General features: G+C 68.1%; 18 protein-coding genes and 2 tRNA genes. 17 read left to right on the top strand and 3 right to left on the bottom strand.

Going from position 1 to position 25,981, the window contains the following annotated elements:
• Window positions 1-498 precede the first annotated feature (498 nt).
• The 9 genes from dnaA to AB0B33_RS23740 all read left to right on the top strand — a co-directional run bounded on the left by dnaA (window position 499) and on the right by AB0B33_RS23740 (window position 12,498).
• Window positions 499-2,109 (top strand): chromosomal replication initiator protein DnaA, encoded by a 1,611-nt coding sequence (gene dnaA, locus AB0B33_RS23780; RefSeq protein WP_360775384.1) that lies wholly within the window; start codon window positions 499-501, stop codon window positions 2,107-2,109.
• Window positions 2,110-2,907: 798 nt separating this feature from the next.
• Window positions 2,908-4,041, top strand: coding sequence for a DNA polymerase III subunit beta (gene dnaN, locus AB0B33_RS23775; RefSeq protein WP_247016273.1), 1,134 nt, complete (start codon window positions 2,908-2,910; stop codon window positions 4,039-4,041).
• A gap of 32 nt (window positions 4,042-4,073) precedes the next feature.
• A complete protein-coding gene (gnd, locus tag AB0B33_RS23770; protein WP_247016271.1) occupies window positions 4,074-4,964 on the top strand; it encodes a phosphogluconate dehydrogenase (NAD(+)-dependent, decarboxylating) in 891 nt (296 codons plus the stop codon).
• Window positions 4,965-4,974: 10 nt separating this feature from the next.
• On the top strand, window positions 4,975-6,129 hold the full coding sequence (gene recF / locus AB0B33_RS23765) for a DNA replication/repair protein RecF (protein ID WP_360775380.1): 1,155 nt from the start codon (window positions 4,975-4,977) through the stop codon (window positions 6,127-6,129).
• Window positions 6,130-6,235: 106 nt separating this feature from the next.
• Window positions 6,236-6,847, top strand: a complete 612-nt coding sequence (locus AB0B33_RS23760; RefSeq protein ID WP_360775377.1) for a DciA family protein — start codon at window positions 6,236-6,238, stop codon at window positions 6,845-6,847.
• Between the two features lie 197 nt (window positions 6,848-7,044).
• Window positions 7,045-9,012, top strand: a complete 1,968-nt coding sequence (gyrB, locus tag AB0B33_RS23755) for a DNA topoisomerase (ATP-hydrolyzing) subunit B (protein ID WP_247016263.1) — start codon at window positions 7,045-7,047, stop codon at window positions 9,010-9,012.
• A 54-nt stretch (window positions 9,013-9,066) separates the two neighbouring features.
• A complete protein-coding gene (gene gyrA / locus AB0B33_RS23750) occupies window positions 9,067-11,643 on the top strand; it encodes a DNA gyrase subunit A (protein ID WP_247016261.1) in 2,577 nt (858 codons plus the stop codon).
• 48 nt (window positions 11,644-11,691) lie between these two features.
• Window positions 11,692-12,375: a DUF3566 domain-containing protein gene (locus AB0B33_RS23745; RefSeq protein ID WP_247016259.1), complete on the top strand. Its 684-nt coding sequence runs from the start codon at window positions 11,692-11,694 to the stop codon at window positions 12,373-12,375.
• Between the two features lie 49 nt (window positions 12,376-12,424).
• A tRNA-Ile gene (locus AB0B33_RS23740) sits at window positions 12,425-12,498 on the top strand.
• Between the two features lie 84 nt (window positions 12,499-12,582).
• On the opposite strand, the gene AB0B33_RS23735 is transcribed toward AB0B33_RS23740, so the two are convergent.
• Window positions 12,583-13,791: a hypothetical protein gene (locus AB0B33_RS23735; RefSeq protein WP_360775372.1), complete on the bottom strand. Its 1,209-nt coding sequence runs from the start codon at window positions 13,789-13,791 to the stop codon at window positions 12,583-12,585.
• Between the two features lie 613 nt (window positions 13,792-14,404).
• On the opposite strand from AB0B33_RS23735, the gene AB0B33_RS23730 reads away from it, so the two are divergent.
• The gene (locus AB0B33_RS23730) at window positions 14,405-17,062 is read left to right on the top strand and encodes a tetratricopeptide repeat protein (protein WP_360775370.1); all 2,658 of its coding nucleotides are present in this window, start codon (window positions 14,405-14,407) and stop codon (window positions 17,060-17,062) included.
• 1,046 nt (window positions 17,063-18,108) lie between these two features.
• Here AB0B33_RS23730 and AB0B33_RS23725 read toward each other — a convergent pair.
• Window positions 18,109-18,660, bottom strand: a complete 552-nt coding sequence (locus AB0B33_RS23725; RefSeq protein WP_360775367.1) for a hypothetical protein — start codon at window positions 18,658-18,660, stop codon at window positions 18,109-18,111.
• 489 nt (window positions 18,661-19,149) lie between these two features.
• Here AB0B33_RS23725 and AB0B33_RS23720 point away from each other — a divergent pair, with 489 nt between their 5' ends.
• The 7 genes from AB0B33_RS23720 (at window position 19,150) to AB0B33_RS23690 (ending at window position 22,806) form a co-directional block, all read left to right on the top strand.
• On the top strand, window positions 19,150-19,332 hold the full coding sequence (locus tag AB0B33_RS23720; protein ID WP_360775365.1) for a hypothetical protein: 183 nt from the start codon (window positions 19,150-19,152) through the stop codon (window positions 19,330-19,332).
• Window positions 19,333-19,762: 430 nt separating this feature from the next.
• Window positions 19,763-19,930 carry a DLW-39 family protein gene (locus AB0B33_RS23715; RefSeq protein ID WP_020642567.1) on the top strand — a complete coding sequence of 56 codons (168 nt, stop codon included), beginning with the start codon at window positions 19,763-19,765 and terminating at the stop codon, window positions 19,928-19,930.
• A 36-nt stretch (window positions 19,931-19,966) separates the two neighbouring features.
• Window positions 19,967-20,039 (top strand) — tRNA-Ala (locus AB0B33_RS23710).
• 131 nt (window positions 20,040-20,170) lie between these two features.
• Window positions 20,171-20,608 (top strand): VOC family protein, encoded by a 438-nt coding sequence (locus AB0B33_RS23705; RefSeq protein ID WP_360775361.1) that lies wholly within the window; start codon window positions 20,171-20,173, stop codon window positions 20,606-20,608.
• An 11-nt stretch (window positions 20,609-20,619) separates the two neighbouring features.
• Window positions 20,620-21,066, top strand: a complete 447-nt coding sequence (locus tag AB0B33_RS23700) for a nitroreductase family deazaflavin-dependent oxidoreductase (protein ID WP_360775358.1) — start codon at window positions 20,620-20,622, stop codon at window positions 21,064-21,066.
• A gap of 64 nt (window positions 21,067-21,130) precedes the next feature.
• A complete protein-coding gene (locus AB0B33_RS23695; protein ID WP_360775355.1) occupies window positions 21,131-22,066 on the top strand; it encodes an ATP-binding cassette domain-containing protein in 936 nt (311 codons plus the stop codon).
• Complete coding sequence (locus AB0B33_RS23690) at window positions 22,063-22,806, top strand: ABC transporter permease (RefSeq protein ID WP_247016214.1); 744 nt, start codon at window positions 22,063-22,065, stop codon at window positions 22,804-22,806. Before AB0B33_RS23695 ends, AB0B33_RS23690 begins: the two co-directional genes overlap by 4 nt.
• Here AB0B33_RS23690 and AB0B33_RS23685 read toward each other — a convergent pair.
• Complete coding sequence (locus AB0B33_RS23685) at window positions 22,790-25,906, bottom strand: BTAD domain-containing putative transcriptional regulator (RefSeq protein WP_360775352.1); 3,117 nt, start codon at window positions 25,904-25,906, stop codon at window positions 22,790-22,792. The genes AB0B33_RS23690 and AB0B33_RS23685 overlap by 17 nt on opposite strands.
• Between the last annotated feature and the right edge of the window lie 75 nt (window positions 25,907-25,981).

Below are 25,981 nucleotides of genomic sequence, written 5' to 3'. Positions count from 1 at the left end.
TCTGGTGTCTCCTACCAACGTGTGGCCTCGTCACGACGAGCGACGACAACGTGGGCACGCGAATAGCACCCGTCGCATACGGGAGACCTTACGAGGGTACGCACCCCGGTCGGGCGGGCGGTAAGCACCCCCTCGGCCACGGTACGCGACCGCTCGCGGAGCCGAGATCATCGACGCCACGGCACCGAATGGCAACACGCCGTGCACCGTGAAATGCTGGCCGCCGAGGATGCCTTGTGGCAGCGGGCGGGGCTTGTTAGCGTGCCTCTCTCGGGTCACCGGTCGAGGTGCACGAGTATCCGGGTGGTGGAGTGCCCACCGGCGTACGACGAGCCCGCAGGTGGCGTCGCCGCGGGTCGCCGTACATTAGTGCACAGCTGTGGACAACTATGTGGATATTCGCTGTGCCGGTGCACACGCGGGTCCGCTGATGAGCACGGGCCGTGTGACCAGGGGCGTTCGGCCGTCCACGCCGACGAGGGGAGGGGAGCCAGTCAGGTGTCGGAGCACCAGCACAATCTGGGTGTCATCTGGGAACAGGTGGTACGCGAACTGTCGGACGGGACCCTGTCCCCCCAGCAGCGCGCGTGGATGCGCGTCACCCGCCCGATCGGCCTGCTCGACGGCACCGCTCTGCTGGCGGCCCCCAGCGACTTCGCGAAGGAAGCGATCGAACGCGGCCTGCGCGGCGCGATCACGGACGCGCTTTCCCGGCGGCTCGGCCGCGCCATCTCGCTCGCGGTGAAGGTCGACAGCACCGAAGCCGTCGCCCCGATTCCCGGCCCCCACTACGTCCCGTCACCCGGCCGGGTGGAAAACGGCGCCGGGCCCGAGCCGGCGCCCGTGCCGCGGCCGGGTCCCGGCCCGATGCTGCCGCCGCCGCGCCCCGAGCCCACGCCGCCGCTGCCCCCGCACCAGTCCGTCGCGCCGAAGCCCGACGACGGTGACGACACGGACGAAGAAGTCGACGAAGAGGGCGAAGCGCTCGCCGCCGTCCACGAGATCTGGCCGACGTTCTCCGGCCAGCCCATCGCCGGCCAGCCCTACACCGCGCCGGCGCAGCCGCAGACGTCGAAGACGAAGCTGAACGAGAAGTACACCTTCGACACGTTCGTCATCGGCGCCTCCAACCGCTTCGCGCACGCGGCCGCGGTCGCCGTCGCCGAAGCGCCGGCCCGCGCGTACAACCCCCTCTTCATCTGGGGTGAGTCCGGGCTCGGCAAGACGCACCTGCTGCACGCGGTCGGCCACTACGCGCAACGGCTCTTCCCCGGCATGCGCGTCCGGTACGTCTCGACCGAAGAGTTCACGAACGACTTCATCAACTCGCTGCGCGACGACCGCAAAGTCGCGTTCCAGCGGCGCTACCGCGACATAGACATCCTGCTCGTCGACGACATCCAGTTCCTGGAAGGCAAAGAAGGTACGCAGGAAGAGTTCTTCCACACCTTCAACACCCTCCACAACGCGAACAAGCAGATCGTCGTCAGCTCCGACCGCCCGCCCAAGCGCCTCGAGACGCTGGAGGACCGGCTGCGGACGCGGTTCGAGTGGGGCCTGATCACCGACATCCAGCCGCCCGAGCTCGAGACCCGTATCGCGATCCTCCGCAAGAAGGCGGCTCAGGACCGGCTCGCGGTGCCGGGCGACGTCCTGGAGTTCATCGCCTCGCGCGTCGAGGCGAACATCCGGGAGCTGGAAGGCGCGCTCATCCGCGTCACCGCCTTCGCGTCGCTGAACCAGCAGCCGGTGGACGCCGCGCTCGCGGAGATCGTGCTGCGGGACCTCATCCCCGACTCGCACGCCCCGGAGATCACCGCGCCCACGATCATGGGCGTCATCTCCGAGTTCTTCGACGTCACGCTCGACGACCTGTGCGGCCCCGGCAAGACGAAGGCGCTCGCCACGTCCCGCCAGATCGCGATGTACCTCTGCCGCGAGCTGACCGACATGTCGCTCCCGAAGATCGGGCAGACGTTCGGCGGCCGCGACCACACGACCGTCATGCACGCGGACAAGAAGATCCGCAAGGAGATGGCCGAGCGCCGGCGCATCTACGACCAGGTGCAGGAGCTGACGTCGCGCATCAAGCAGCGCGCCCGCCAGTAGCAGCTCTCCCTTACCCAGCAACGACTTCGGGGCGTCCGCACACAGTGGACGCCCCGAAGTCGTGTTCGGGGTGCCCGCCCGAAATTCGTGAAACTTCTTTGTACACAGCCAAGTTTCCCCATGGTGTTGGCGGATTGCCCACAGTGCCACCAGATCTCTGATCAGCGACGACGCGGATTCCGTCCACATCCCGCCCACAGGTGATCCACAGCGCATCCACACCCTTGTCCACGCTGATTCCACAGGTTGCCCACATTCTGTGCACAGGACGTCCCGATCACCCGGTAGGGCGAACCGGACCCCGGCAGGCACCCCAGAACCTGGGGATCGATCACCCCACACCTGGGGACAACCGTGGGGACAACTGGGCCTGGCTGTGGACGAATCGGGGATCGCCCGAAACCATCCACCGATGCCCCGATCTACCCACAGGTCCACCACCATGGTTCTCCACATGCCCGCGAGCACTCCGACCTGCGCGAACGAGCTCAATCCACACAATCCACAACGCCTACTACTGCTACTGCTCTTAGATCTTTTCTAAGAGAGAACAAAACAAAAACAGGCGATGGACGAAGTTGGGGACAGCCGCGAGAACGTGTCGTCAAGTCGACAAACTCAAGGGGAGGCCGAGGTGACGGCGGCCCCCGCGACGGCCTAACGTGGACGCCTGCACCTGGTCCGCGTTCTGGCCGCTAGCGCGGAGGGCGGACCGGCCGGAGGGGGCAGCCGGTCACTGTCCTGCGAGAAGAGGCCTGGCCCGAGCCACCGCGGCTCGGTCGTCGAAAGGATGCGCGCATGAAGATCCGCGTCGAGCGTGACGGGCTCGCCGACGCCGTCGCGTGGGTGGCCAGAAGCCTCCCCTCCCGGCCTCCCGTGCCGGTACTCGGCGGTGTCCTCCTCGACGCCGGTCCGGACGGCGACACCGACGCGCTGACGGTCTCGGGCTTCGACTACGAAGTTTCGGCCACGGTCGGCGTCCCGGCGACCATCGCCGACGGCGGCCGCCTGCTGGTATCCGGCCGGCTCCTGGCCGACATCACCAAGTCCCTGCCGAACCAGCCGGTCGAGATCTCCGTCGACGGCGCCCGCGCCACCATCACGTGCGGCAGCGCGCGCTTCTCCCTGCCGACCATGCCGGTCGAGGACTACCCGCAGCTGCCGTCCCAGCCCGCCTTCGCGGGCGAGCTCGCCGGCGACGCGTTCGGCCAGGCCGTCACCCAGGTCGTCGTCGCCGCGGGCAAGGACGACACCCTGCCGATGCTGACCGGCATGCGGCTCGAGATCTCCGGCAGCTCGCTGACCCTCGTCGCGACCGACCGCTTCCGGCTCGCCATGCGCGAGTTCACCTGGCAGCCGGCCGAGGGCCTGGCCGACGCCGCGGTGCTCGTCCCGGCACGCACCCTCGCCGAAGCGGCCAAGACGCTCGGCGCGAGCGGCGCCACGATCCGCCTCGCCCTCGCCAGCGGTGAGGGCCTGCTCGGCCTCTCCGGGGCCGGGCGCTACACGACGACCCGCCTGCTCGACGCGGAATTCCCGCCGTACCGCCAGCTGCTGCCCGCGTCGCACACTTCACGCGCGGTCATCGACGTGTCCGCTCTCACCGAGTCCATCAAGCGCGTTTCACTGGTGGCGGAGCGGGGGACTCAGGTACGACTGGAGTTCGGGGACAACACGCTGCGGTTGTCCGCGGGTGGCGACGACGAGGGAAGCGCCGAAGAGGAGCTTCAGGTCGACTACGAAGGTGAGCCGGTGACGATCGCGTTCAACCCGGGTTACCTCGTCGACGGTCTCGGCGCCCTCCACAGCGACCGGGCGGAGCTGACGTTCACCACGCCGAACCGCCCCGCGCTGATCAAGCCCGCCGACGCCGAGGGCAACCTCGTCCCCGGTTACCTCTACCTCCTGATGCCGGTCCGCCTTCCCGGCTGACCCGCGACTTTCTTAGCACGTAAGGGGATCTCATGGTTCAGCTCGGTCTGGTCGGCCTGGGCAAGATGGGCTTCAACATGCGTGAGCGGCTGCGCGCGGCCGGTCACGAGGTGGTCGGGTACGACCGCAACCCGGACGTCACCGACACGACGTCGCTCGAGGACCTGGTGTCCAAACTGGACGGCCCGCGGATCGTGTGGATCATGGTGCCGGCCGGCGAGCCGACCCGGCAGACCGTCACCGAGCTCGGCAACCTGCTGTCCGCCGGCGACATGGTGATCGACGGCGGCAACTCGAAGTACACCGACGACAAGCTGAACGCCGATCTGCTGGCGGCGAAGGAAATCGGCTACGTCGACTGCGGTGTGTCCGGTGGCGTGTGGGGCAAGGACAACGGCTACGGCCTGATGGTCGGCGGCACGGCCGCCGACGTCGAGCGGGCGATGCCGATCTTCGACGCGCTGCGCCCGGAAGGCCCGCGCGAAGAAGGCTTCTCGCACGCCGGCGACGTCGGCGCGGGCCACTACGCGAAGATGATCCACAACGGCATCGAGTACGGCATGATGCAGGCCTTCGCCGAAGGCTTCGAACTGCTCGAAGCCGCGAAGGTCGTCAACGACGTGCCCGCCGTGATCAAGGGCTGGCAGCGCGGCACGGTCGTCCGGTCCTGGCTGCTCGACCTGCTCGTGCGCGCGCTCGACGAGGACCCGGAGCTGGACGACCTCGAGGGCTACGTCGAGGATTCCGGCGAAGGCCGCTGGACGCTGGAAGAGGCGATCAACAACGCGGTGCCGGCGCCGGTCATCTCGGCGGCGCTCTTCGCGCGGTTCGCTTCGCGCCAGGAGCACTCGGCCGCGATGCGCGCGGTCGCGGCGCTGCGCAACCAGTTCGGCGGGCACGCGGTCAAGAAGGTCGGCGGGTAAAGGAGTTCTGGTGCATCTGCGACACCTGCAGGTCACCGACTTCCGCTCCTGGCCGCAGGCCGATCTCGCGCTCGAACCGGGGCCGACCGTGCTGGTCGGCCAGAACGGTCGCGGCAAGACCAACCTGCTGGAAGCGATCGGGTACGTCGCGACGCTGGGTTCGCACCGCGTCGCGACGGACGCGCCGCTCATCCGGCACGGCTGCGAGCGCGCGCTGGTGCGGGTCGCGGTGGTCAACGACGACCGCGAGCTGACCGTCGAGCTCGAGATCACGGCGGGCCGCGCGAACCGCGCCCGGGTCAACCGCGGCGCGGTCGGCCGGCCGCGTGACGTGCTCGGGATCCTGCGCACGGTGCTGTTCTCCCCGGAGGACCTGGCGCTCGTGCGAGGTGACCCGGGCGAGCGACGCCGGTTCCTCGACGAGCTGCTCGTGCTGCGCGCGCCGCGGTACGCCGGGGTCCGCGCGGACTACGAGAAGGTGCTGAAGCAGCGCAACGCCCTGCTCAAGACAGCCGGGAAGCGGCGCACGGGCCGCGAAGACCCGTACGCGCTGTCGACCCTGGAAGTCTGGGACGACCACCTCTCGGTGGCGGGCGCGGAGCTGCTGGCCGCGCGCCTGAACCTCGTCGCGGACCTGGGGCCGTACGCGGCCGCGGCGTACATGGGGGTGGCGCCGGACTCCCGGCCGGCGAAGATCGTGTACCGGTCGTCGCTGGGTGCGGGCCTGCCGGAGACATACGGCGTACCGGATGGCGAACGCGCGCAACCCGCTGTCCTCAAGGACGTCCTACTCAAGGCGCTCGGTGAGGCCCGGAAGGCCGAACTCGAGCGCGGGATCAGCCTGGTCGGCCCGCACCGGGACGAACTGGAGCTGATCCTGGGCGAGGCGCCGGCCAAGGGCTACGCGAGCCACGGCGAGTCGTGGTCCTTCGCGCTGGCGCTCCGGCTCGGCAGCTACGAGCTGCTGCGCGGGGAGGCCGGCGAACCGGTGCTGCTGCTCGACGACGTGTTCGCCGAGCTGGACCGCAAGCGCCGCGCCCGGCTGGCCGAGGTGGCCGCGAGCGCCGAACAGGTGCTGGTGACCGCGGCGGTCGACGAAGACGTGCCCAGCGAGCTGGCCGGCGGCCGGTTCGTGGTGGCGGATGGTGAGATCACGCGTGGCTGAGCGGGACGGACGAGTACCCCGTGTGACGGGCGGCACAAACCGCACCCGATCTGGGGACAAACCTGTGGACAGTGTGGATAACACGGTGAATGAGTTATCGCCCCGCGTGACCGTGCGGCCAGATGGGTGGCATAAAACGCCCCGCGGCGACTCCAAGCCCACTGTCAGTACTGAGCGCGAGGGTGCCGCTGGGCCGAACGAGGCACCCCCGACCGGGCGCGACCTCGCCCACGCCGCGCTCGAAGCGGCCAAGGCGAAGGCCAAGGAGCGGGGGACTTCCCCCGGGTACCGGCGCCGCACCGTCGGCGGTGGCGGTGGCCAGAACCCCCGGCGGCGCCGCTGGTCAGGACCGGGCGCGGACGCGCGCGACCCGCAGCCGCTCGGCCGGCTCGTCTCCCGGCTGGTCGCCGACCGGGGCTGGAACGAGAGCGTCACGAGCGCCCGCGTCTTCGCCCAGTGGGCGCGGCTGGTCGGCGAAGACGTCGCGGAACACGCCCAACCGGTCGCGCTGAAAGACGGCGAACTCACCGTGCGCGCGAGCTCCACGGCGTGGGCCACCCAGCTCCGGCTGCTGCAGGGAAAACTGCTGCACAAGATCGCCGCGGGCGTCGGGAACGGCGTCGTCAAACGGATGCGGATCCAGGGTCCGACTGCCCCGAGCTGGCGGAAAGGGCCCCGGCACGTGCCGGGGCGCGGCCCTCGTGACACGTACGGCTGACCCGGGTTGCGCGTTGCTCGGTTGAATGCCCCGAGAACGCATCCAGACCTCCCGAGTTACGTCAAGACTCGGCTCGAACCGATTTCGTCCGTCTGTGACGCGTTCAGGGGTGTCCTTGCCGCATGTCAGCGGACGCGGCCAAGTACACTGGAGGTGAGCGAACGTCCGCTCGGGCGAGACGAGGAGAAACAAGGCCTGTGACCGAGAACCAGCACGAGTACAACGCGTCGTCGATCACGGTGCTCGAAGGCCTCGAAGCGGTCCGCAAGCGCCCCGGCATGTACATCGGCTCCACCGGTGAACGCGGGCTGCACCACCTCGTCCAGGAGGTCGTCGACAACTCCGTCGACGAGGCGATGGCCGGGCACGCCACCAAGGTCGAGGTTACCCTCCTCGCCGACGGCGGGGTGCGCGTCGTCGACGACGGCCGCGGCATCCCGGTCGACATGCACCCCAAGGAGAACAAGCCGACCATCGAGGTCGTGCTCACCCAGCTGCACGCGGGCGGCAAGTTCGACAGCGACTCCTACGCGGTGTCCGGCGGTCTGCACGGCGTCGGCATCTCCGTGGTGAACGCGCTGTCGACGAGGCTGCTCGCCGAGGTCAAGTACGGCGGCCGCAGCTGGCGCCAGCTCTACACCGACCAGGTCCCGGGTCCCCTCGAAGACCTCGGCCCGGCGACCGAGACCGGCACCACGATGACGTTCTGGGCCGACGGCGACATCTTCGAGACCACGACGTACAACTTCGAGACGATCTCGCGCCGGCTCCAGGAGATGGCGTTCCTCAACAAGGGGCTGACGCTGTCCCTGCGCGACGAGCGCGTCGCCGACGAGGAGACCGAGGCCGACGCGGAGGGCAAGGTCGCCCGCGTCAAGGAGAAGGTCTACTGCTACCCGGGCGGGCTCGAGGACTTCGTCAAGCACATCAACGGCAGCAAGGACCCGATCCACCCCAGCGTGATCTCCTTCGACGCGAAGGGCACCGGCCTCGAGGTCGAGGTCGCGATGCAGTGGAACACCGGGTTCACGCCGTCGGTCTACACGTTCGCCAACACGATCAACACGCACGAGGGCGGCACCCACGAAGAGGGCTTCCGCGCCGCGCTGACCCGCGTCGTCAACTCCTACGCGCGCGACAAGAAGCTGCTCAAGGAGAAGGACGCCAACCTGACCGGCGACGACGTGCGCGAGGGTCTCGCCGCGATCGTGTCCATCAAGCTGGGCGAGCCGCAGTTCGAGGGCCAGACCAAGACCAAGCTGGGCAACAGCGAGGCCAAGACGTTCGTGCAGCAGCAGTCGAACGAGTGGCTGGCCGACTGGTTCGAGCGCAACCCCACCGAGGCGAAGACGATCATCAACAAGTCGATCTCCTCGGCGCAGGCCCGGATGGCCGCCCGCAAGGCGCGCGACCTGGTCCGCCGCAAGGGCGCGCTCGACATCGGCGGCCTGCCCGGCAAGCTGAAGGACTGCCGCTCCACCAAGCCGGAGGAGTGCGAGCTCTACATCGTCGAGGGTGACTCGGCCGGCGGCTCGGCCAAGGAGGGCCGGGACTCGATGTACCAGGCGATCCTGCCGATCCGCGGCAAGATCATCAACGTCGAGAAGGCCCGCATCGACCGCGTCCTCAAGAACACCGAGGTCCAGTCGCTGATCACCGCGCTGGGCACCGGCATCCACGACGAGTTCGACCTCTCGAAGCTGCGCTACCACAAGATCGTGCTGATGGCCGACGCCGACGTCGACGGCCAGCACATCACCACGCTGCTGCTCACCCTGCTGTTCCGGTTCATGACGCCGCTGATCGAGCACGGCCACGTCTTCCTGTCGCGGCCGCCGCTGTACAAGATCAAGTGGCCGCGGACGGAGCCGGAGTACGCGTACTCCGACCGCGAGCGCGACGCCGTCATCAAGGCGGGTGTCGAGGCCGGCAAGAGGCTGCCGAAGGACGACGCGATCCAGCGCTACAAGGGTCTCGGCGAGATGAACGCCGAAGAGCTGTGGGAGACCACGATGGACCCGGCGAACCGCCTGCTGGGCCGGGTCACCATGGACGACGCCGCGCAGGCCGACGACCTCTTCTCGGTCCTGATGGGCGAGGACGTCGAGGCTCGCCGCTCGTTCATCACGCGCAACGCGAAGGACGTGCGCTTCCTGGACGTGTAGGCGTCCTCCCGCTCTCGTCCGCCGCCAGGACCACCCGCACCCGAGAAGGACCCCATGACGGAAACCCTCCCGCCGGCTCCGGAGAACGACCGGATCGAGCCGGTCGACATCCAGCAGGAGATGCAGCGCTCCTACATCGACTACGCGATGAGCGTGATCGTGTCGCGCGCGCTGCCCGACGTCCGCGACGGCCTCAAGCCGGTCGCCCGCCGGATCCTGTACTCGATGTTCGACTCCGGCTTCCGGCCGGACCGCGGGTACAACAAGTGCTCCCGCGTCGTCGGCGACGTCATGGGCAACTACCACCCGCACGGTGACTCGGCGATCTACGACGCGCTGGTGCGGCTCGCCCAGCCGTGGTCGCTGCGCTACCCGCTGATCGACGGCCAGGGCAACTTCGGCTCGTCGGGCAACGACCCCGCCGCCGCCATGCGGTACACGGAGTCGCGGCTCGCGCCGCTGGCCATGCAGATGCTGGCCGACATCGAAGAAGACACCGTCGACTTCTCCGACAACTACGACGGCCGCACGCAGGAGCCCGACGTCCTGCCGTCGCGGTTCCCGAACCTGCTGGTCAACGGCGGTTCCGGGATCGCGGTCGGGATGGCGACCAACATCCCGCCGCACAACCTGCGCGAGGTGTCCGAAGGCGTCGTCTGGGCGCTGGAGAACCCCGAGGCGACCGACGACGAGCTGCTCGCCGCGCTGCTGGTCCGCATCAAGGGGCCGGACTTCCCGACCAAGGCGATGATCCTCGGCACGGCCGGCATCGAAGACGCGTACCGCACGGGCCGCGGCTCGATCCGGATGCGCGCGGTCGTCGAGGTCGAGGAAGACGCGAAGGGCCGCACGATCCTGGTCGTGTCGGAGCTGCCGTACCAGGTCAACCCGGACAACCTGGTCGAGAACATCGCGAACCTGGTCCGCGACGGCAAGCTCACCGGCATCTCCGACATCGCCGACGAGTCCAACAGCCGCTCCGGCATGCGGATCGTCGTCACGATCAAGCGGGACGCGGTCGCGAAGGTCGTGCTGAACAACCTGTTCAAGCACACCCAGCTGCAGCAGAACTTCGGCGTCAACATGCTGGCCCTGGTCGACGGCGTGCCGCGCACGCTGCGGATCGACCAGATCATCCGCCACTACGTGAAGCACCAGGTCGAGGTCATCGTCCGGCGGACCCGCTTCCGCCTGAAGAAGGCCGAAGAGCGGGCCCACATCCTGCGCGGGTACGTCAAGGCGCTGGACATGCTCGACGAGGTCATCGCCCTCATCCGGCGGTCGCCCTCGGCGGACGAAGCCCGGCCGGCCCTGATGGAGCTGCTGGACGTCGACGAAATCCAGGCCACCGCGATCCTCGACATGCAGCTGCGGCGCCTCGCCGCACTGGAGCGCCAGCGGATCATCGACCAGCTGGCCGAGATCGAGCTGGAGATCGCGGACCTCAAGGACATCCTCGAGAAGCCGGAGCGCCAGCGCGGGATCATCCGCGACGAGCTGATGGCGATCGTCGAGAAGTACGGCGACGACCGGCGCACGCAGATCGTCGGCTTCGGCGGCGACGTCACCGACGAAGAGCTCATCGCGGTCGAGGACGTCGTCGTCACCATCACCCGCACGGGGTACGCCAAGCGAACGAAAACGGATCTGTACCGCTCGCAGAAGCGCGGCGGCAAGGGCGTGCAGGGCGCGACGCTGAAGCAGGACGACATCGTCCAGCACTTCTTCGTCTGCTCGACGCACGACTGGATCCTGTTCTTCACGAACAAGGGCCGCGTCTACCGGACCAAGACCTACGACCTGCCCGAGGCCAACCGCAACGCGCGCGGCCAGCACGTGGCGAACCTGATGGCGTTCCAGCCGGACGAGCAGATCGCCCAGGTCATCCAGATCAAGAACTACGAGGTGGCGCCGTACCTGGTGCTCGCCACCCAGCGTGGCCTCGTGAAGAAGACCAAGCTCACCGACTTCGACTCGAACCGCTCGGGCGGCCTGATCGCCATCAACCTGCGCGAGGGCGACGAGCTGGTCGGCGCGGTGCTGGCCGCGGCCGAGGACGACCTGCTGCTGGTGTCGGCCGAGGGGCAGTCGATCCGCTTCCACGCGACCGACGAGGCGCTGCGGCCGATGGGCCGCCCGACGTCCGGCGTGATGGGGATGCGCTTCAACGACGGCGACGAGCTGCTCGGCATCAGCGTCGTCAAGGAAGGCAAGTTCCTGCTGGTCGCGACGGACGGCGGCTACTCCAAGCGCACGCCGATCGAGGACTACCCGGTCCAGGGCCGCGGCGGCAAGGGCGTGCTCACCATCCAGCACGACCGCAAACGTGGCAGGCTGGTGGGTGCGCTCATCGTCGACGCCGAGGACGAGCTCTACGCGATCACCTCGAGCGGCGGCGTGATCCGGACGCCGGCGGGCGACGTGCGCAAGGCAGGACGGCAGACGAAGGGGGTCCGGCTGATGAATCTCGGCGAAGGGACGACTCTTCTCGCCGTCGCACGCAACGCGGACGAGCCCTCGGACGTCGCCAATGGTGACACCCCCGAGGACGCACCGGCGCCGGAAGCGGACGCGCCGGCTTCGGAAGCACCTGACGCGGGTGAGGAAACGACGGCCACGCCGGAGCAGTAAGTTTGCTCTCGACGGCGGCCCCACGGCACGGGTAAGGACTGACTCTTCGTGACACCATCCGAGAATCCCGACGCAGCGGGTTCGAACGGGACTCCGGCGAGCCCGCCCTGGCAGCGGGTCGACAAGGAAGGCGACTCCGAAGCGACGGTCAAGCTGGCCACGGAGGACGCCGCGCTGTACAAGCCGGAGGCACCGGCCGGGGAGACCCAGCCGGTCTCCCCGGAGCAGCGCCCGGTGGTGACCGGAAGCGCCGCCCCCCGCCTCTTCGGCGGCAGCGGCGACACCCCACCGGGCGGCGAGCAGGCGATCCCGTCGGCCTCGAGCCAGCGAGCCCGCCCGAGCGCGCTGCGTCGCCCGGGTCGCGGCCCGCGTCGCGCCTCGCTGCAGGTGAAGCGGTTCGACCCGTGGTCGGTCCTCAAGCTGAGCCTGGTCCTCGGCGTGGCGATGTTCTTCGTCTGGCTGGTCGCGGTCGGCGTCCTGTACACGGTCCTCGACGGCATGGGCGTGTGGGACAAGCTGAACGGCACGTACTCGTCCCTGGTCGGCGGCGAAGGCGCGAACGCGTCGTCGGAGCCGCTGATCAGCGCGGGCCGCGTCTTCGGCATCGCCGCCATCCTCGGCGCGATCAACATCGTCCTGGTGTCGGCGCTGGCCACGGTGAGCGCGTTCATCTACAACGTGTCCGCCGACCTGGCCGGCGGCCTCGAAGTCACCCTGTCGGAACGAGAGTGACCCGGTTACAGGACCCCTCCGGGGGTCCTGTAAAGTTCTCCTCGTTCAAGGGCCTATAGCTCAGGTGGTTAGAGCGCTTCGCTGATAACGAAGAGGTCCCAGGTTCAAGTCCTGGTAGGCCCACGCAGGTCAAAGCCCGGTTCGCATCGCGCGAGCCGGGCTTTTGCATGACCTGAGTGACAAACTGAGTGACATGCGGAGTTTCTGTCAGCCCGGCGGAGCCTCGGCGTCACCAGTCGTCTGCTCGGCTACGAACCGCTCCCAATGCGGCCCACCGTATTCGCGGAGCCAGTCCACGAGTTGCTGACGATCTGGATGCTCTTCGAGCGCATCCATCAACTTGCCACGGCTCGTCAAGCCCTTGGAGTCCGCGAAGGTCAGGTACTCGTTGAGAGCGGCTCGAACGTCTGAGGCGAACTGCTGAACGTCCGCCCAGCTCACATCCGGCATGCTCGAACCGTGAACTGCGTTGTTTCGGACGTCTTCGTACAGCCACAGGGCAGCTGCCGGATGACGGAATCCTCCGGTTACTGCGTGGCTCAGCGTCGCACGACGGAAGGCGAGTTGCTCGCCCTTCAAGCCGCTGGACTTGTCACCGAGGATCGCTTCGAGCGCGAAGAACTGGTAGAGCATCGCTACCAAGGGATCGTCCGCGAACATCGCACGTTCGATCCAGCGCAAGGCGACGATGGCCTTCACATCGATAGGGCTGGTCGTATCACCAGCCAGTCTGGCCGTTGGCCGATCAGCGAGAGCCTCGACCGTGGGTCTGTTGACGGTTAGCTCACTCGCACCGTTGGCCATAGCGCGCCACTCGCCAGCGCCGTTTTCCAACTCGGCGACGGCACCGACTCGGAACCGCAGCTGCACGGCGCGCACGCTGTAGTTGTCGAGGAAGGCCACGCGCAGAACCCGTAGAGCACGCTCGACCTGGGAGCGCGCTCGTTCCCGCATCAGCTCCAGGTTGGTGCCGGTGACCTCGACCTCAGCCAAACAGCCTGAATGAGTGCCTAGGTTGGGCGCCTGGCGTCGGATGATCGGGACCATGTCTACGGGCGTGAGCCGGATTCCGAAAATATCGACCGGCTGCTCAACCTTCAAGTAGTCGACCTCGACCCGACACATGGTGGTGAAGGGAGTGCGAGAGTGCACCTCAAGAAAGTCGTGCACGTGGTCGGCTTGGCGGTTGACCTGACATTGATCAACAAGTGCCCAAAGCTCATCCTGCGGCTGGTCGAGGTGCTCGAAACGTAGATCAGCAGCGAGCAGCGCAGCAGCGGCCTCAACGGCCTGCACGACACTCTGCCCGTAGCTGACGTACGCACCGCGTTGGCCAGGCACGACTCGCGTCATGCCGTGTGGCTCTCCGGCCTGGCGTGTGCGGGCGACGTTCTGCACCCTCTTCAGGGCTTTCACCGCCGCTCGCTCAGAGATTGTCACCCGGCCAGTTTCGGTCGTGACGCAAGTCACGTCGACTGAATATCCAGGCGTATCACCCACTCTGGTGGCGGGACGTGGGGCTAGGGCGCGTCTAACGAGGTCGTGATCCAGTTGCCCAAGCCCTCTAGCCGCAATTTGGTCAGTGCTGAAGGAACTGCTGGCCTGCCGAGTCGGTCGAGCTGCCTTCTGGCTGGCCATCGCTTGGCGTGGTACCGACGGGTGATCGACGGCCGGCCGTCTCCGTAACGGAAGATCGGCCGGCCGCGTCTTCTCGCGGTCAAAGGATGAACGTGTGCAGGAGCCAGTCGAGCAAGGTGCGGGTGATCCCGGAGAGAACTCCGCGGAGGATGGTGTGAATCAGCGGGCGGGGTCGGTAGTGGCGGGTGCGGGGCATGGTGTGTGCTCCTTCGTGGTTACGGGAGGTCGTGCGGAGCAGGCCTGCTGGTGACCACGATGAGCTTCTGGGCCGATCGGGTGGGCGTTGCGGGTGAAGGTGGGATATCCCGCGCTGTTTTCCCTGTTCAGGGTAGTTTTAACGAGTCGTGAACGGGTGAATCTTGGACCGGTGGCAAGGGGAGGGACAGCTTAGGTGGAGCCGGATCCGCGAGCTCGGTTCGTCGATGAGCTCAAGCAGTTACGCGCGCAAGCTGGCCAACCGACGCTGGACGCGCTGCAGAAGCAGGACCCCACCTGGCTTGTGCAGCAGACTGTGTCTAGGTTGCTCGCCGGAGGATTCATCCTGGTTCCACCCTGGGAGCGGATCGCGGCGTTCGTGGCTGCTTGCGTGCAGATCGGCAACGACAAGAAGCTGACCATGCCGCCCGGGGACGTGCTACTCGACCAATGGCGACACCGGTACGAAGCCCTCACCCTCACCCTCGAGCAGGGCAGGCCCTGTGACTCACGCCCGCCCGCCGATAGCAAGTTCGGCACCGCGACGCGGCGACAGCAGCGTCGTTTCGGGTCGGTGCCGTCACGGGTTGGCGGGTTCCAGCACCGCACCATTGCAGCGACGTTAGCCCGCTCGGTCGAAGGCGGCGGTACCGCCGTGCTCACCGGCGCTGCAACCGCGACGCCGACGAGTGTGCTCACGGGGTTGGGCGGGGTCGGCAAAACCCAGCTGGCCGCCGACCACGCCCACACCGTGTGGGACGAGCGGCAGGTCGAGCTGCTGGTGTGGATTTCCGCCCGAACTCGGGACGCCATTACCGCTCGCTACGCCGAAGTCGCCGTCGAGCTGCTCGGGGAGGACCCGGCCACACCGGAGCGGGCGTGGCGGCGGCTGCTGGAATGGCTGGCCGAAACGCCCGACCGGTGGTTGGTCGTCCTCGATGACGTGCAGCGCCCCTCCGATCTGGCCGGCTTGTGGCCGCCGCACTCGGCAAGCGGCCAGGTGGTAGTGACCACCCGCTGCCGCGACGCCGGGTTGCGTGGCGATCGACGGCGGATCATCGAGGTCGATTTATTCACGCCCGCCGAAGCGTTTGCCTACCTCGAGGAGAAACTCCTCGACCGCGCTGACACTGGCGCTGACGATCTCGCGGGGCTCGCCGAAGATTTGGGGTGGTTACCGCTGGCGTTGGCCCAGGCCGCCGCCTACCTGATCAACAAACCGTTGCTCACGGTCGCGGACTACCGCGCGCGGCTGGCCAACCGACGCGTCAAGCTGCGGGACCTGCTGCCGAAGCACCAGGAATTGCCTGATGAGCACGAGCAGACGGTGGCCGCGACCTGGTCATTGTCGATCGAGGCCGCCGACCAGCTCGATCCCGCCGGCCTAGCCCGGCCGGTGTTCGAGTTGGCATCGCTGCTCGACTCGGCTGGCATCCCAGCCGCGCTGTTCTCCGACGACGCCACCGCAAACTACCTCATGGCTCGGCTAGACCGTGAGATCACCACCGACGAGGTCTTAGGCGGGCTGGAGGCCCTGCACAGGTTCAGTCTGCTCACGCTCGCCCCGGCCCAGCCCGCTCGCGCGGTCCGCGTGCACACCGTGGTCCAACGCGTCGTCCGCGATACTCTCTCTGCCGATGCTCTGAGCGATCTTGCCTGGGCCGCCGCGGATGCGCTTCTGGGGGCGTGGCCGCAGGTCGAGCACAGTCAGGAACTGACCCAAGCGCTGCGGTCGAACGTCGTCACACTGCAGGACATCACCGAGGATTACCTCTGGCAGACCGACGGCGGGCACCGTGTCCTGTTTCGTCTCGGGTCTAGCCTAGGGGAAGCTGGGCTGCTGGACGGGGCTCTGGCGGCTACGAGACGTTTACACCACCAGGCATCCGCCCGACTCGGACCTGACCACGCCGCGACCCGCGCCACCCGCAACGACCTCGCCCAATGGCGCGGGATGACCGGGGACGCGGCGGGAGCTGTCGCCGACTACCAGCAGTTGCTCACCGACGCCTTGAGAGTCCTTGAACCCGACCACCCCGACACTCTCGCCATTCGCAGCAACCTCGCCCAATGGCGCGGGACGGCCGGGGACGCGGCGGGAGCTGTCGCCGACTACCAGCAGCTGCTCACCGACGCCTTGCGGGTCTGGGGACCCGACCACCCCGGTACCCTCGCCATTCGCGGCAACCTCGCCAGGTGCCGCGGGATGGCCGGGGACGCGGCAGGGGCCGATACCGACCAACAGCAGCTGCTAACCGAGGCCTTGCGGGTCTTGGGACCCGACCACCCCGAAATCTTCAACATCCGCTCCAACCTGGCGCACCGGCGTGGTGAAGTCGGGGACGTGGCAGGAGCCGCCGACGACTACCAGCAGCTGCTCACCGAGGCCTTGCAGGTCCTGGGACCCGACCATCCCTACACTTTCACCATTCGCAGCAACCTCGCCCAATGGCGCGGGATAGCCGGCGACGTGGCGGGAGCCATCGCTGACTACCAGCAGCTGCTCACCGACATCGTGCGGGTCCCGGGGCTCGACCATCCCGATATTTTCACCATTCGCAGCAACCTCGCCAGGTGGCGCGGGATGGCGGGGGATGTGGCAGGAGCCGTCGCCGACCAACAGCAGCTGCTCACCGAGGCCTTGCAGGTCCTGGGACCCGACCACCCCGATATCCTTACGTGCCGCAGCAACCTCGCCCAATGTCGCGGAATGGCTGGGGACGCGGCAGGAGCCGCCGACGACCAACAGAAGGTGCTTACCGACGCCGTTCGGATCCTCGGACCCGACCACCCGGACATCCGTAACATTCGCGCCAACCTCGCGGGCTGGCGTAGGGCGTCGGGGGCTGGCTGAAGACTTCCCGGCATCGACGCGGAACCGGTGCTAGGTCAATCTGGCCGAGGGCCAGTCCGCGGATTGCGAACCGGCCCTTTCGTGACCTACGTGACTATGCAACCGAGTTCGGGAAGATCGCGTCCATGGTTTTCGCCCCGCCTTGGATCACCGGCCGCAGCTGGTGCCGGTAGACCAGCTCGGTCACCTTCGTATCGGAGTGCCCCACGAGCCGTGAGATCTCCTCGATTGTGAGTCCGTTGTCGGAGAGAAGCGACCTCATCCAGGCCGTGAAGGCTTAACTTGGTGTCTGCTGCTATCGTTACTGAAGACTGGATCGTGCGCAAAGTTCGCTTCTCGTCGGGGCTGGATATTTCCAAGGAGACCCTTACCTCCACGGCGTGCAAACGCCATAGTCCGATCCAATGTCGAAGTGATTCGACCGACTTGGTGTCTACTGCGCGATCTACTTCGGCTTCGATCTAGTTCAGTTGCGGTAGAAGTGCAGTCAAATTTATAGATCGAACTTGATTCTTGATTTCAATTGTTGCGCTAGTCGCTGCCTCGGCGACACTTTTCGTCTTTCGTAGTTGCCATATGGTTATCCCAAATCCGACCAAGGCTAACGGTATCGAGAGATTCGTCGCAAGGTGGTCAACCCACCAATAGACATCTGATCAATTCAGAAACCCTCATTCCTCTCAACGCCTTGACAGTGATGGCTGAAGAATACTGACCGTGAGCTGCGTAAGCAACGGGTCCCATCTCTTCGGGTGCTCGCAGCTAAGGTGCGATGACCCAAAGGAGTGAAAGGATCACCGCATCCGTGCTGTCTTTGTGGGACGACTGCGGCAGTCGTCATCGAAGCGACATCTAACACGTGCCGAGATCCGGGCATGCTGAGCTTTGTCCGGGTGAAGGATCCTGATCGATTCCTGCGATGGTGCGCATGCTGAAGAGGGGGCCGCATGGTGAGATCAAGCCCCCGCTTCGGGGTCCCGCCGTTCGCGCGGTCCGTGTCGACCGTTCTCAGATAGGGTCGGGCAGAGTCATATGCGAGATCTCGCTCAAAGTGGGTTTCCCGGCAGCCGCAGCGTGAAGTCCTCCCACGCCGCGCGGGCGGTTTTTGCGCGGCCGGTGAAGCTGCTGATCTGCCCGGCAAACCACATGTCTTTCTCTTCGGCCAGGTCCTCAGCGAGGTAGAGGTAGATCTGCTTGCCCAGGCCGCGAGCGAAGCCGAGCTCGACGAGACTGCCGAAGGCGTCACCCTTGTCGATCCATGCGAACACGTGCGTGGCTTGCTCGATCGCTGTCAGGCACCGCTTGGCGACGTCAGGGCGGGAAAGCCCAACGTACGCACCACCACAGGCCGCGTCGCCGGCAGCCACGCCGTGGGTGTTCTGGCCGTGAAAGCAGCCGTGATCGTCGCCCAGAAAGTGCGGTCCCACATAGAGCGCACCCGGAAGGTCGACGATCGGGTTCACCGGCCACGGCGGTTGAATCCCGGTCTGATCGTTGCTGTAGTCGTAGTCCTTACAGACCGGCAGCAGCTGCGTACGCCAGCCGTTATGTTCGATCTTCCCGACTGCGTAGATCTCAATCCCCTGGTATTCCGGCATTCCCGGCCTCCTCATCGTGTGAGGAGCCGAATGGTAGTCGGGGCTCCGGTCACCGCGCCTGCCCAGACTCCGACGTGTCCTCGATCGCGGCACGGCGACCCCGGCCGCGCTCGGACCAACAGCGAGGCGCTGCCGCGTCGACGTTGCTGGCGGTGATGTCGCAGCTGGGCGAGTATGCCGGCGGTCCTGCTCCAGGCCCGGTGAGTGGCATTGTGAGTGACAATCGAGGCGTCAGACTGAGGACTTCCACGGACGTTCGTGGACTGCTTCACCGCAGGCAGGCGCATTGAACCCAAGGTCAAAACGGCCGATCTTGCCCTGATAACGAAGAGGTCCCAGGTTCAAGTCCTGGTAGGCCCACTCGAACAGAACCCGGTTCGCCACTGTGCGAGCCGGGTTTCGTCGTTTCCGCTCCTTAATTCTCGATCAAGCGCGGGTTCTCTTCGCAGCCAACGGGTTTACCGTCGAAGCAGACGAAGGGGGCCGGACATGGGGTGGATCATCGCGGGAATCGTGCTCGTCGTACTGCAGGCGATAGCTGTGGTCGTCGACCTGCGGGACCGGGGGCGCCAGGGGAAGCGGATCGCCGGCGGGCTGCGGCAAGCGCGGCAGGACGACATCGTGCCGAACCCGCAGGTCGGCGACCAGGGCAACTACCTGGGCAGCTGGTAGCGCCTCAGTCCCGCTCCATCGAAAGGACCGCGCCCGTCTGCTGGGCGACGTCGACCTCGACCGAGTGCGCGGGCGGCGTCGAGGAGCTGCCCGAACTCGCGCTGTCCCGGATACAGGTCAGCCCTGCCGGGAAGAGAAGGCCGGCAGGGCTGAGCAGTCACGGTCGGCACGCACCACGGTCGCCTCTCGGCGAGGTGGCGCTTCGCGGCTCCAGCCGGACGGAACTCCGCGAAGGCAGTGGTTGAGGCCCGGGGGACACGGTGGGCGAACCGACCAATGGGTACAACAGGACGCCCGGCCGCGGTATTTCCGTGGGCGTGTGACGTCGATTACCCGTGGTTCCACGTGGAACCACCGGCACCCGGCAACCACGCCGAGCCGGTGCAGTAACATCGCGGGGTAAGGGAAGCAAGCTGAGAAGGGGGCTTCGGTGAAGAAGCTGCTGGCACTCGCGGTCATCGCGGGCGGCGTCCTGTTCGTCGTGAAGCGCAACAAGGCGGCCAAGGCGGAAGCCGACCTCTGGCGCGAGGCGACCGCGCCGGTCCCCTCGAGCAACGGCACCACGCCGGCCAAGCCGGCGGGCGCGTCCCACAACTGACGCTGTGCGCGGGCGGCCGTGCGCCGCTCGCGTCCGGGGGCTGTAGCTCAATTGGTAGAGCACCGCCTTTGCAAGGCGGGGGTCAGGGGTTCGATTCCCCTCAGCTCCACATCACGTCCGACGAAGGCCAGGTCCGCGAGACCTGGCCTTCGTCGTCCCGGGAGGTTGTCGAAATCCCGGAGCCGGCTCCGTCCCAGGGGTGTGAGCGGCTGCGGAGGCCGCCTGACTCGGGAGGCAATCATGGCGATCCACCGGCTGGACCACACCGGTTACGTGGTCGAGGACCTCGCGGCCGCTGTCGCGTTCTTCGTCGAGCTCGGGATGGAGCTCGAAGGCGAAGCCACCGTCGAGGGGGACTGGGCCGACAAGCTCATCGGGCTCGACGACGTCCGCGCGGACATCGCGTTCCTGAAGACGCCCGACGGCCACGGCCGGGTCGAGTTGTCGACCTTCGAGAAGCCCACGGCCACCGGGGCCGCGCCGTGGGCGCCCGTCAACACGCCGGGCATTCCGCGGATCACCTTCGTCATCGATGACGTCGACGACCTCGTCAAGCGCCTGCGCGAGCACGGCGGCGAGCTCGTCGGCGAAATCGCGCGGTACCAGGACTACTGCCGGTACGCCTACGTCCGCGGGCCCGCCGGCGTCATCGTCGGGCTCGTCGAAGAACTCAGCTGAAGGGAACTGCCATGGCCGTCGCCGATGACCTCGACCGCGCCACCGACTCGGCTTGGGACTGGGTCGCCGAGCAAACCCGCACCTACCTGGACTCCGGGGGAACCGAAGGGCACGAGTCGAACGGTCTGCACACGCTGATCCTCGCCACCACCGGCCGCCGGACCGGGACCCCGCGACGTTGTTGCCTGATCTACGGGACCTCGGGGGACGACTTCGTCGTCGTCGCCTCGAAGGCCGGGGCCGACGAGGATCCGGCGTGGTTCAAAAACCTCGAGGCGAACCCGAGCGTCGGCGTCCAGGCCGGGACGCGCCGGTTCACCGCCCGTGCGCGGGTGGCGTCCGCGGCCGAGCGCGAAACGCTCTGGCCGATGATGGCCGGCATCTTCCCGCTGTACGACGAATACGCGCGGAAGACCGAGCGCGTGATCCCGATCGTGCTGCTCACGCCACAGGACTGACGTGACAGCGCCCGTGTCAGGGTGAGGTCAGGTCGGTGTCAGGCCGGCCGAACACAGTGCTCCCATGACAGAAATGGCGATCACGGCTTCCGGGCTTCGGAAGGCCTACCAGGACAAAGTCGTGCTCGACGGCATCGACTTGCAGGTACCCGCGGGGACGATCTTCGCCCTCCTCGGCCCGAACGGCGCCGGGAAGACGACGATGGTGAACGTCCTGACCACGCTGCTCAAGGCGGACGGCGGCGCGATCAGCGTCGCCGGTCACGACATCGCGGCCGAGACCAAGAAGGTCCGGTCCGCGATCGGGGTCACCGGGCAGTTCGCGGCCGTCGACGAGCTCCTCACCGGCGAAGAGAACCTCCAGCTGATGGTGGACCTCAGCGGGGCCAAGGACGGTAAGCGGGTCGTGGCCGACCTGCTCGAGCGCTTCGAACTCACGGAGTCGGCGCACAAGCCGGCGTCGACCTACTCCGGGGGCATGCGCCGGAAGCTCGACCTGGCGATGACGCTCGTCGGCCACCCGCGGATCATCTTCCTCGACGAGCCGACGACCGGCCTGGACCCGCGCAGCCGCCGGACGATGTGGGCGATCATCCGCGACCTCGTCGCCGACGGCGTCACCATCTTCCTCACCACGCAGTACCTCGAGGAAGCCGATCAGCTGGCCGACCGGATCGCCGTGCTCGACCAGGGCCGGCTCGTCGCGGAAGGCACCGCCGACGAGCTCAAGCGCCGGCTGCCCGGCACCCACGTCCGGCTCCGGTTCGCCACCGCCGCCGAGCTCGACGCCGCCGCGCGCGTCCTCGTCGACGGCACCCGCGACGACGAAGCACTCGCTCTGCGCGTTCCCGGCGACGGCAGCTCGAAGTCGTTGCGCACCTTGCTCGACCGGCTCGACGAATACGCGCTCACCGCCGAAGAGTTTTCCGTGCACACCCCCGATCTCGACGACGTCTTCCTCGCCCTCACCGGCCACGCCACGGAGGTTGTTTCCCGATGAGCACCCACGCCACGGTCATGCTTCGCCGCAATTTCAAGCACATCGCCCGGAACCCGACGTCGGTCTTCAACGCCGTCCTGATGCCGATCGTGATCATGCTGATGTTCGTCTACATGCTCGGAGACGCGTTCGACGTCGGCGTCGATTACGTCGACTACGCCACGCCGGGCCTGATGCTCCTCGCGATTTGCTACGGCCTCGGCGCCACGGCGACGTCGGTGAACTCCGACATGACGAAGGGGATCATCAACCGCTTCAAGGTCATGGACGTCTCGCGCGGCGCGGTGCTGACCGGGCACGTCGTCGCGAGCGTGCTGACCAACCTGATCGCCATCGCCGCGCTCGTCGGCGTCGCTTTCCTGCTCGGCTTCAGCCCGTCCGCGGGTTTCCTCGACTGGCTCGGCGTGGTCGGCATGATCGTGCTGCTCGGTTTCGCGGCCGGCTGGTTCACCGTCGCGCTGGGACTGGCCGCGAAAACGCCGGAAACGGCGGGGATGGCCGCCGTGCCGCTGGTGATGCTGCCGTTCTTCAGCAGCGCCATCGTGCCCGCCGAAAAGATGGGACCCGGCCTCCGGGAATTCGCCGAGTACCAGCCGTTCACGCCGATCATCGAAACCGTGCGCGGACTGCTCACCGGCACTCCGTCCACCGGCTACGCGATCGCCGCGGTCGCCTGGTGCGTCGGGATCGCCGTGGTCGGTTACGTGTGGGCGCGGGCGAAGTTCACGAAGCGAGCGTGACGCCCGCCAGCTCGTCCCAGCTCGCCGCCGTTCCCTCCCGCGTCGCCTCGGTGAACCCCTCGTCACCGAGGCGATTCCGGGTGTCCGCTTCGATCCGGGCGAAGTCCGGGTGGGAGCGGTCCGCCAGTCCGCGCAGGCCGGCGCTCGCCGCGAGCAGGCGGGCGGCCTGCGCGGGTTCTTCGGTGCGCAGCGCCAGATCCGCGATTCCCACGAGGACCTGCGCGAGCACGAGCGGGTGGCCCGTCTCGGACGCCGCGGCGAACGCCGCGGCCCGGTGTTCACGGGATTCGCCGACGTCCGTGGCCAGGTAGCCGAGCAGGTCGCCGGTCACCGCGCGGACGGTCGGCAGCCCGGCGCCGTCGCCCAGCATCGTCGTCGCGACGTCGAGCTGGCGGCGGGCCTGCTCGAAATCACCGCGCCAGCGCGCGAGTTCCGCCTTCGACAGCGCCAGCTCGGCCAGCGCGTTCGGCCAGGCGACGCGTTCCGCGGCTCGCTGCGCTTCGGCCAGCGCCACCGCGCTCGCGTCCTCGTCGCCGAGCAGCCAGTACAGCTGGGCCTGCCGCATCCGCATCCGGACGACGTCCTCGATGGCCCCGACCTCGGTGACCACCACGACGGCTTCTTCGTAGTACGCGCAGGCGCCGGCGAACTCGCCGCGCACGGCGATGCGGTCGGCCAGCTCGGTCAGCGCGAACGACGTACCCCACCGTTCGCCGATCGCGCGGAACTCGGCGAGCGCCGTCTCGAGGTGCGCGTCCGCCTCGCGATCGCCGTGGCCGAACTGGATCCGCATCTTGCCGAGCTGCAGCCGGGCCACCGCGCGAGCCCACGGGTCTTCGTCGGCGAGCAGCGGTTCGAACGCGGTCAGTGCCGCGTCCGGCCCGTGCAGCAGGCGTTCGAGCGCGGGGGCGAACCGCAGCTCCAGGTCGCCGTCCGGGGTCTGGAGGCTGATTTCGTAGGCCTTCCGGATCCAGTCCACCGCCTGGGACTCGTCGCTCTGCTGCCCGGACGTCACGAACTGGACGACGAACGAATAGACGACGCCGCGGAGCTCGTCCGGCACGTCGCCGGGCACGGCCGTGGCCGCCAGGACCAGCTCGTTGCCCTCCGCCCGGTGCCCGCCGAGCCACCAGTACCAGGCGGCACCGGCCGCCAGGCGCATCGCGGGCTCGGCTTCGGCGGCCGCGAGCGCACCGCGCATCGCCGCCGCGATGTTCTCGTGCTCGGCTTCGAGCTTGGCCAGCCAGTCCAGCTGTTCGCCGCCGCGCAGGTGCGGCTTCGCGGTCTCGGCCAGTTCGGTGAAGTACGCGAGGTGCGCGTGCCGAGCCCACGTCGTTTCCTCGGCCTCGGCGAGCCGCTGCTCGGCGTACTCCTTGATCGTGCCGAGCATCCGGTACCGCTGCGCGCCGTCGCGCTCGCTGACCACCACCAGCGACTTCTCGGTCAGCGCCGTCAGCAGTTCGAGGACTTCCCACTCCTCGACGACGTCGCCGCCGCACACCCGCTCGGCCGCTTCCAGGCTCGCGCCGCCGGCGAAGACCGACAGCCGGCGCAGCACGACGCGTTCGGCGTCGGTGAGCAGTTCCCAGCTCCAGTCGATGACCGCGCGCAGCGTCCGGTGCCGGGGCAGCGCGGTGCGGCTGCCGCCGGTCAGCAGGCGGAAGCGGTCGTCGAGCCGGTGGGCGAGCTGGTCGAGCGACATGGTGCGCAGCCGCGCGGCGGCGAGTTCGATCGCCAGCGGCATCCCGTCCAGCGCGCGGCAGACGCGCGCCAACGTCGGCAGCGCGGTGTCGTCGGTCGCGAGCTCCTTGCGCACCGCGCCGGCCCGGTCGCGCAGCAGCCGGACGGCCGGGGCGGCCTCGATTTCGGCGGGATCGGCGTCCGGCGCGGGCAGGACCAGCGGCGCGAGCTGCCACAGCGCCTCGCCGGTGATGCCGAGCGGTTCCCGGCTCGTCGCCAGGATCCGCAGCCGACGGCACTCGCCGAGGACGCGGTGGGCGAACGCCGCCGCGGACTCGATGACGTGCTCGCAGTTGTCCAGCACCAGCAGCATCGACCGCTCGCGCAGCGCCGCGATGACCCGGTCCGTCGGCTCCGCGTCCGGTGCCTCGCCGAGGAGCGCGTCCCGCAGCTTGAGCGCGCCGAGCGTGGCTTGCGCGACGTCGCCGTCGGCGCCGATGGCCGCGAGCTCGACCACCCAGGCGCCGTCCGGCAGGTCGCCGAGCAGGTGCCGCGCGGTTTCCGTGGCCAGCCGGGTCTTCCCCGAGCCGCCCGGGCCGATCACGGTGGTGAGCCGGTGGCCGGAGCTGAGTTCGCTGACCGCGGTGACGTCGGCGTCCTTGCCGACGTAGCTGGTGAGCTCGGCCCGTAGGTTGGTCTTCCGGTCCGCTTCCGGCCGCGCCAGCTCGCCCCGCAGCAGCGCGACGTGCAGCGCCGAGAGTTCCGGCGAAGGATCGACGCCCAGCGAATCGGCGAGCGCGTCCTTCGTGCGCTGGTACAGGAGCAGCGCTTCGGAGTCGCGGCCGCTGGCGACGAGGGCGCGCATCAACGCGGCGACGAGCCGTTCGCGCATCGGGTTGGCGGCGACCAGATCGGTCAGCTCGGTGACGACCTTCGCGCCGTGACCGAGGTTCAGCTCGGCGTCGAAGTACTCCTCCACGGCCGTCAGGCGCAGGGCTTCGAGTCGGGTGACGGCGGCTTCGAGGGCCGCGCTTTCGGGCAGGTCGACGTCCTGCATGGCCGGACCGCGCCACAGCTCGAGCGCTTCCCGGAGCCGGCCCGGTTCGCCGGCGAGCCGTTCGAACCGCACGGCGTCGACGTCGTCGGGGCCGAGCAGCAGCCGGTAGCCGGTCGGCTGCCCGTCGACGGACCCTTCCGGCAGCGCTTTCCGCAGCCGGGAAACCAGGCGTTGCAACGCGTTCGCGGCATCGGCGGGCGGGTGCTCACCCCAGATCCAGTCGACCAGCGTCGCCTTCGGGACGACGTGTCCCGGGTCGAGCGCGAGGGCGGCCAGCAGGCCGCGCAACCGGGCGCCCGGCACGTCGGCCAGTGCGCCGTCGTCCGTCCGGACCTCGAAGGGGCCCAGTATCCCGATCTGCACCAGGCCGATCTTGCCACGGACGCCGGTGTCCGAGCGGTGTCAGGCCCGTGTCAGCCGGCCCGGCCATCGTGGCGG

The organism is Amycolatopsis sp. NPDC049159 (genome assembly GCF_040648295.1).
GTDB classification, from domain to species: domain Bacteria; phylum Actinomycetota; class Actinomycetes; order Mycobacteriales; family Pseudonocardiaceae; genus Amycolatopsis; species Amycolatopsis pretoriensis_A.
The sequence above is the reverse complement of the archived record's forward strand: the minus strand, read 5'-3'. Positions and strand labels throughout refer to the sequence as shown.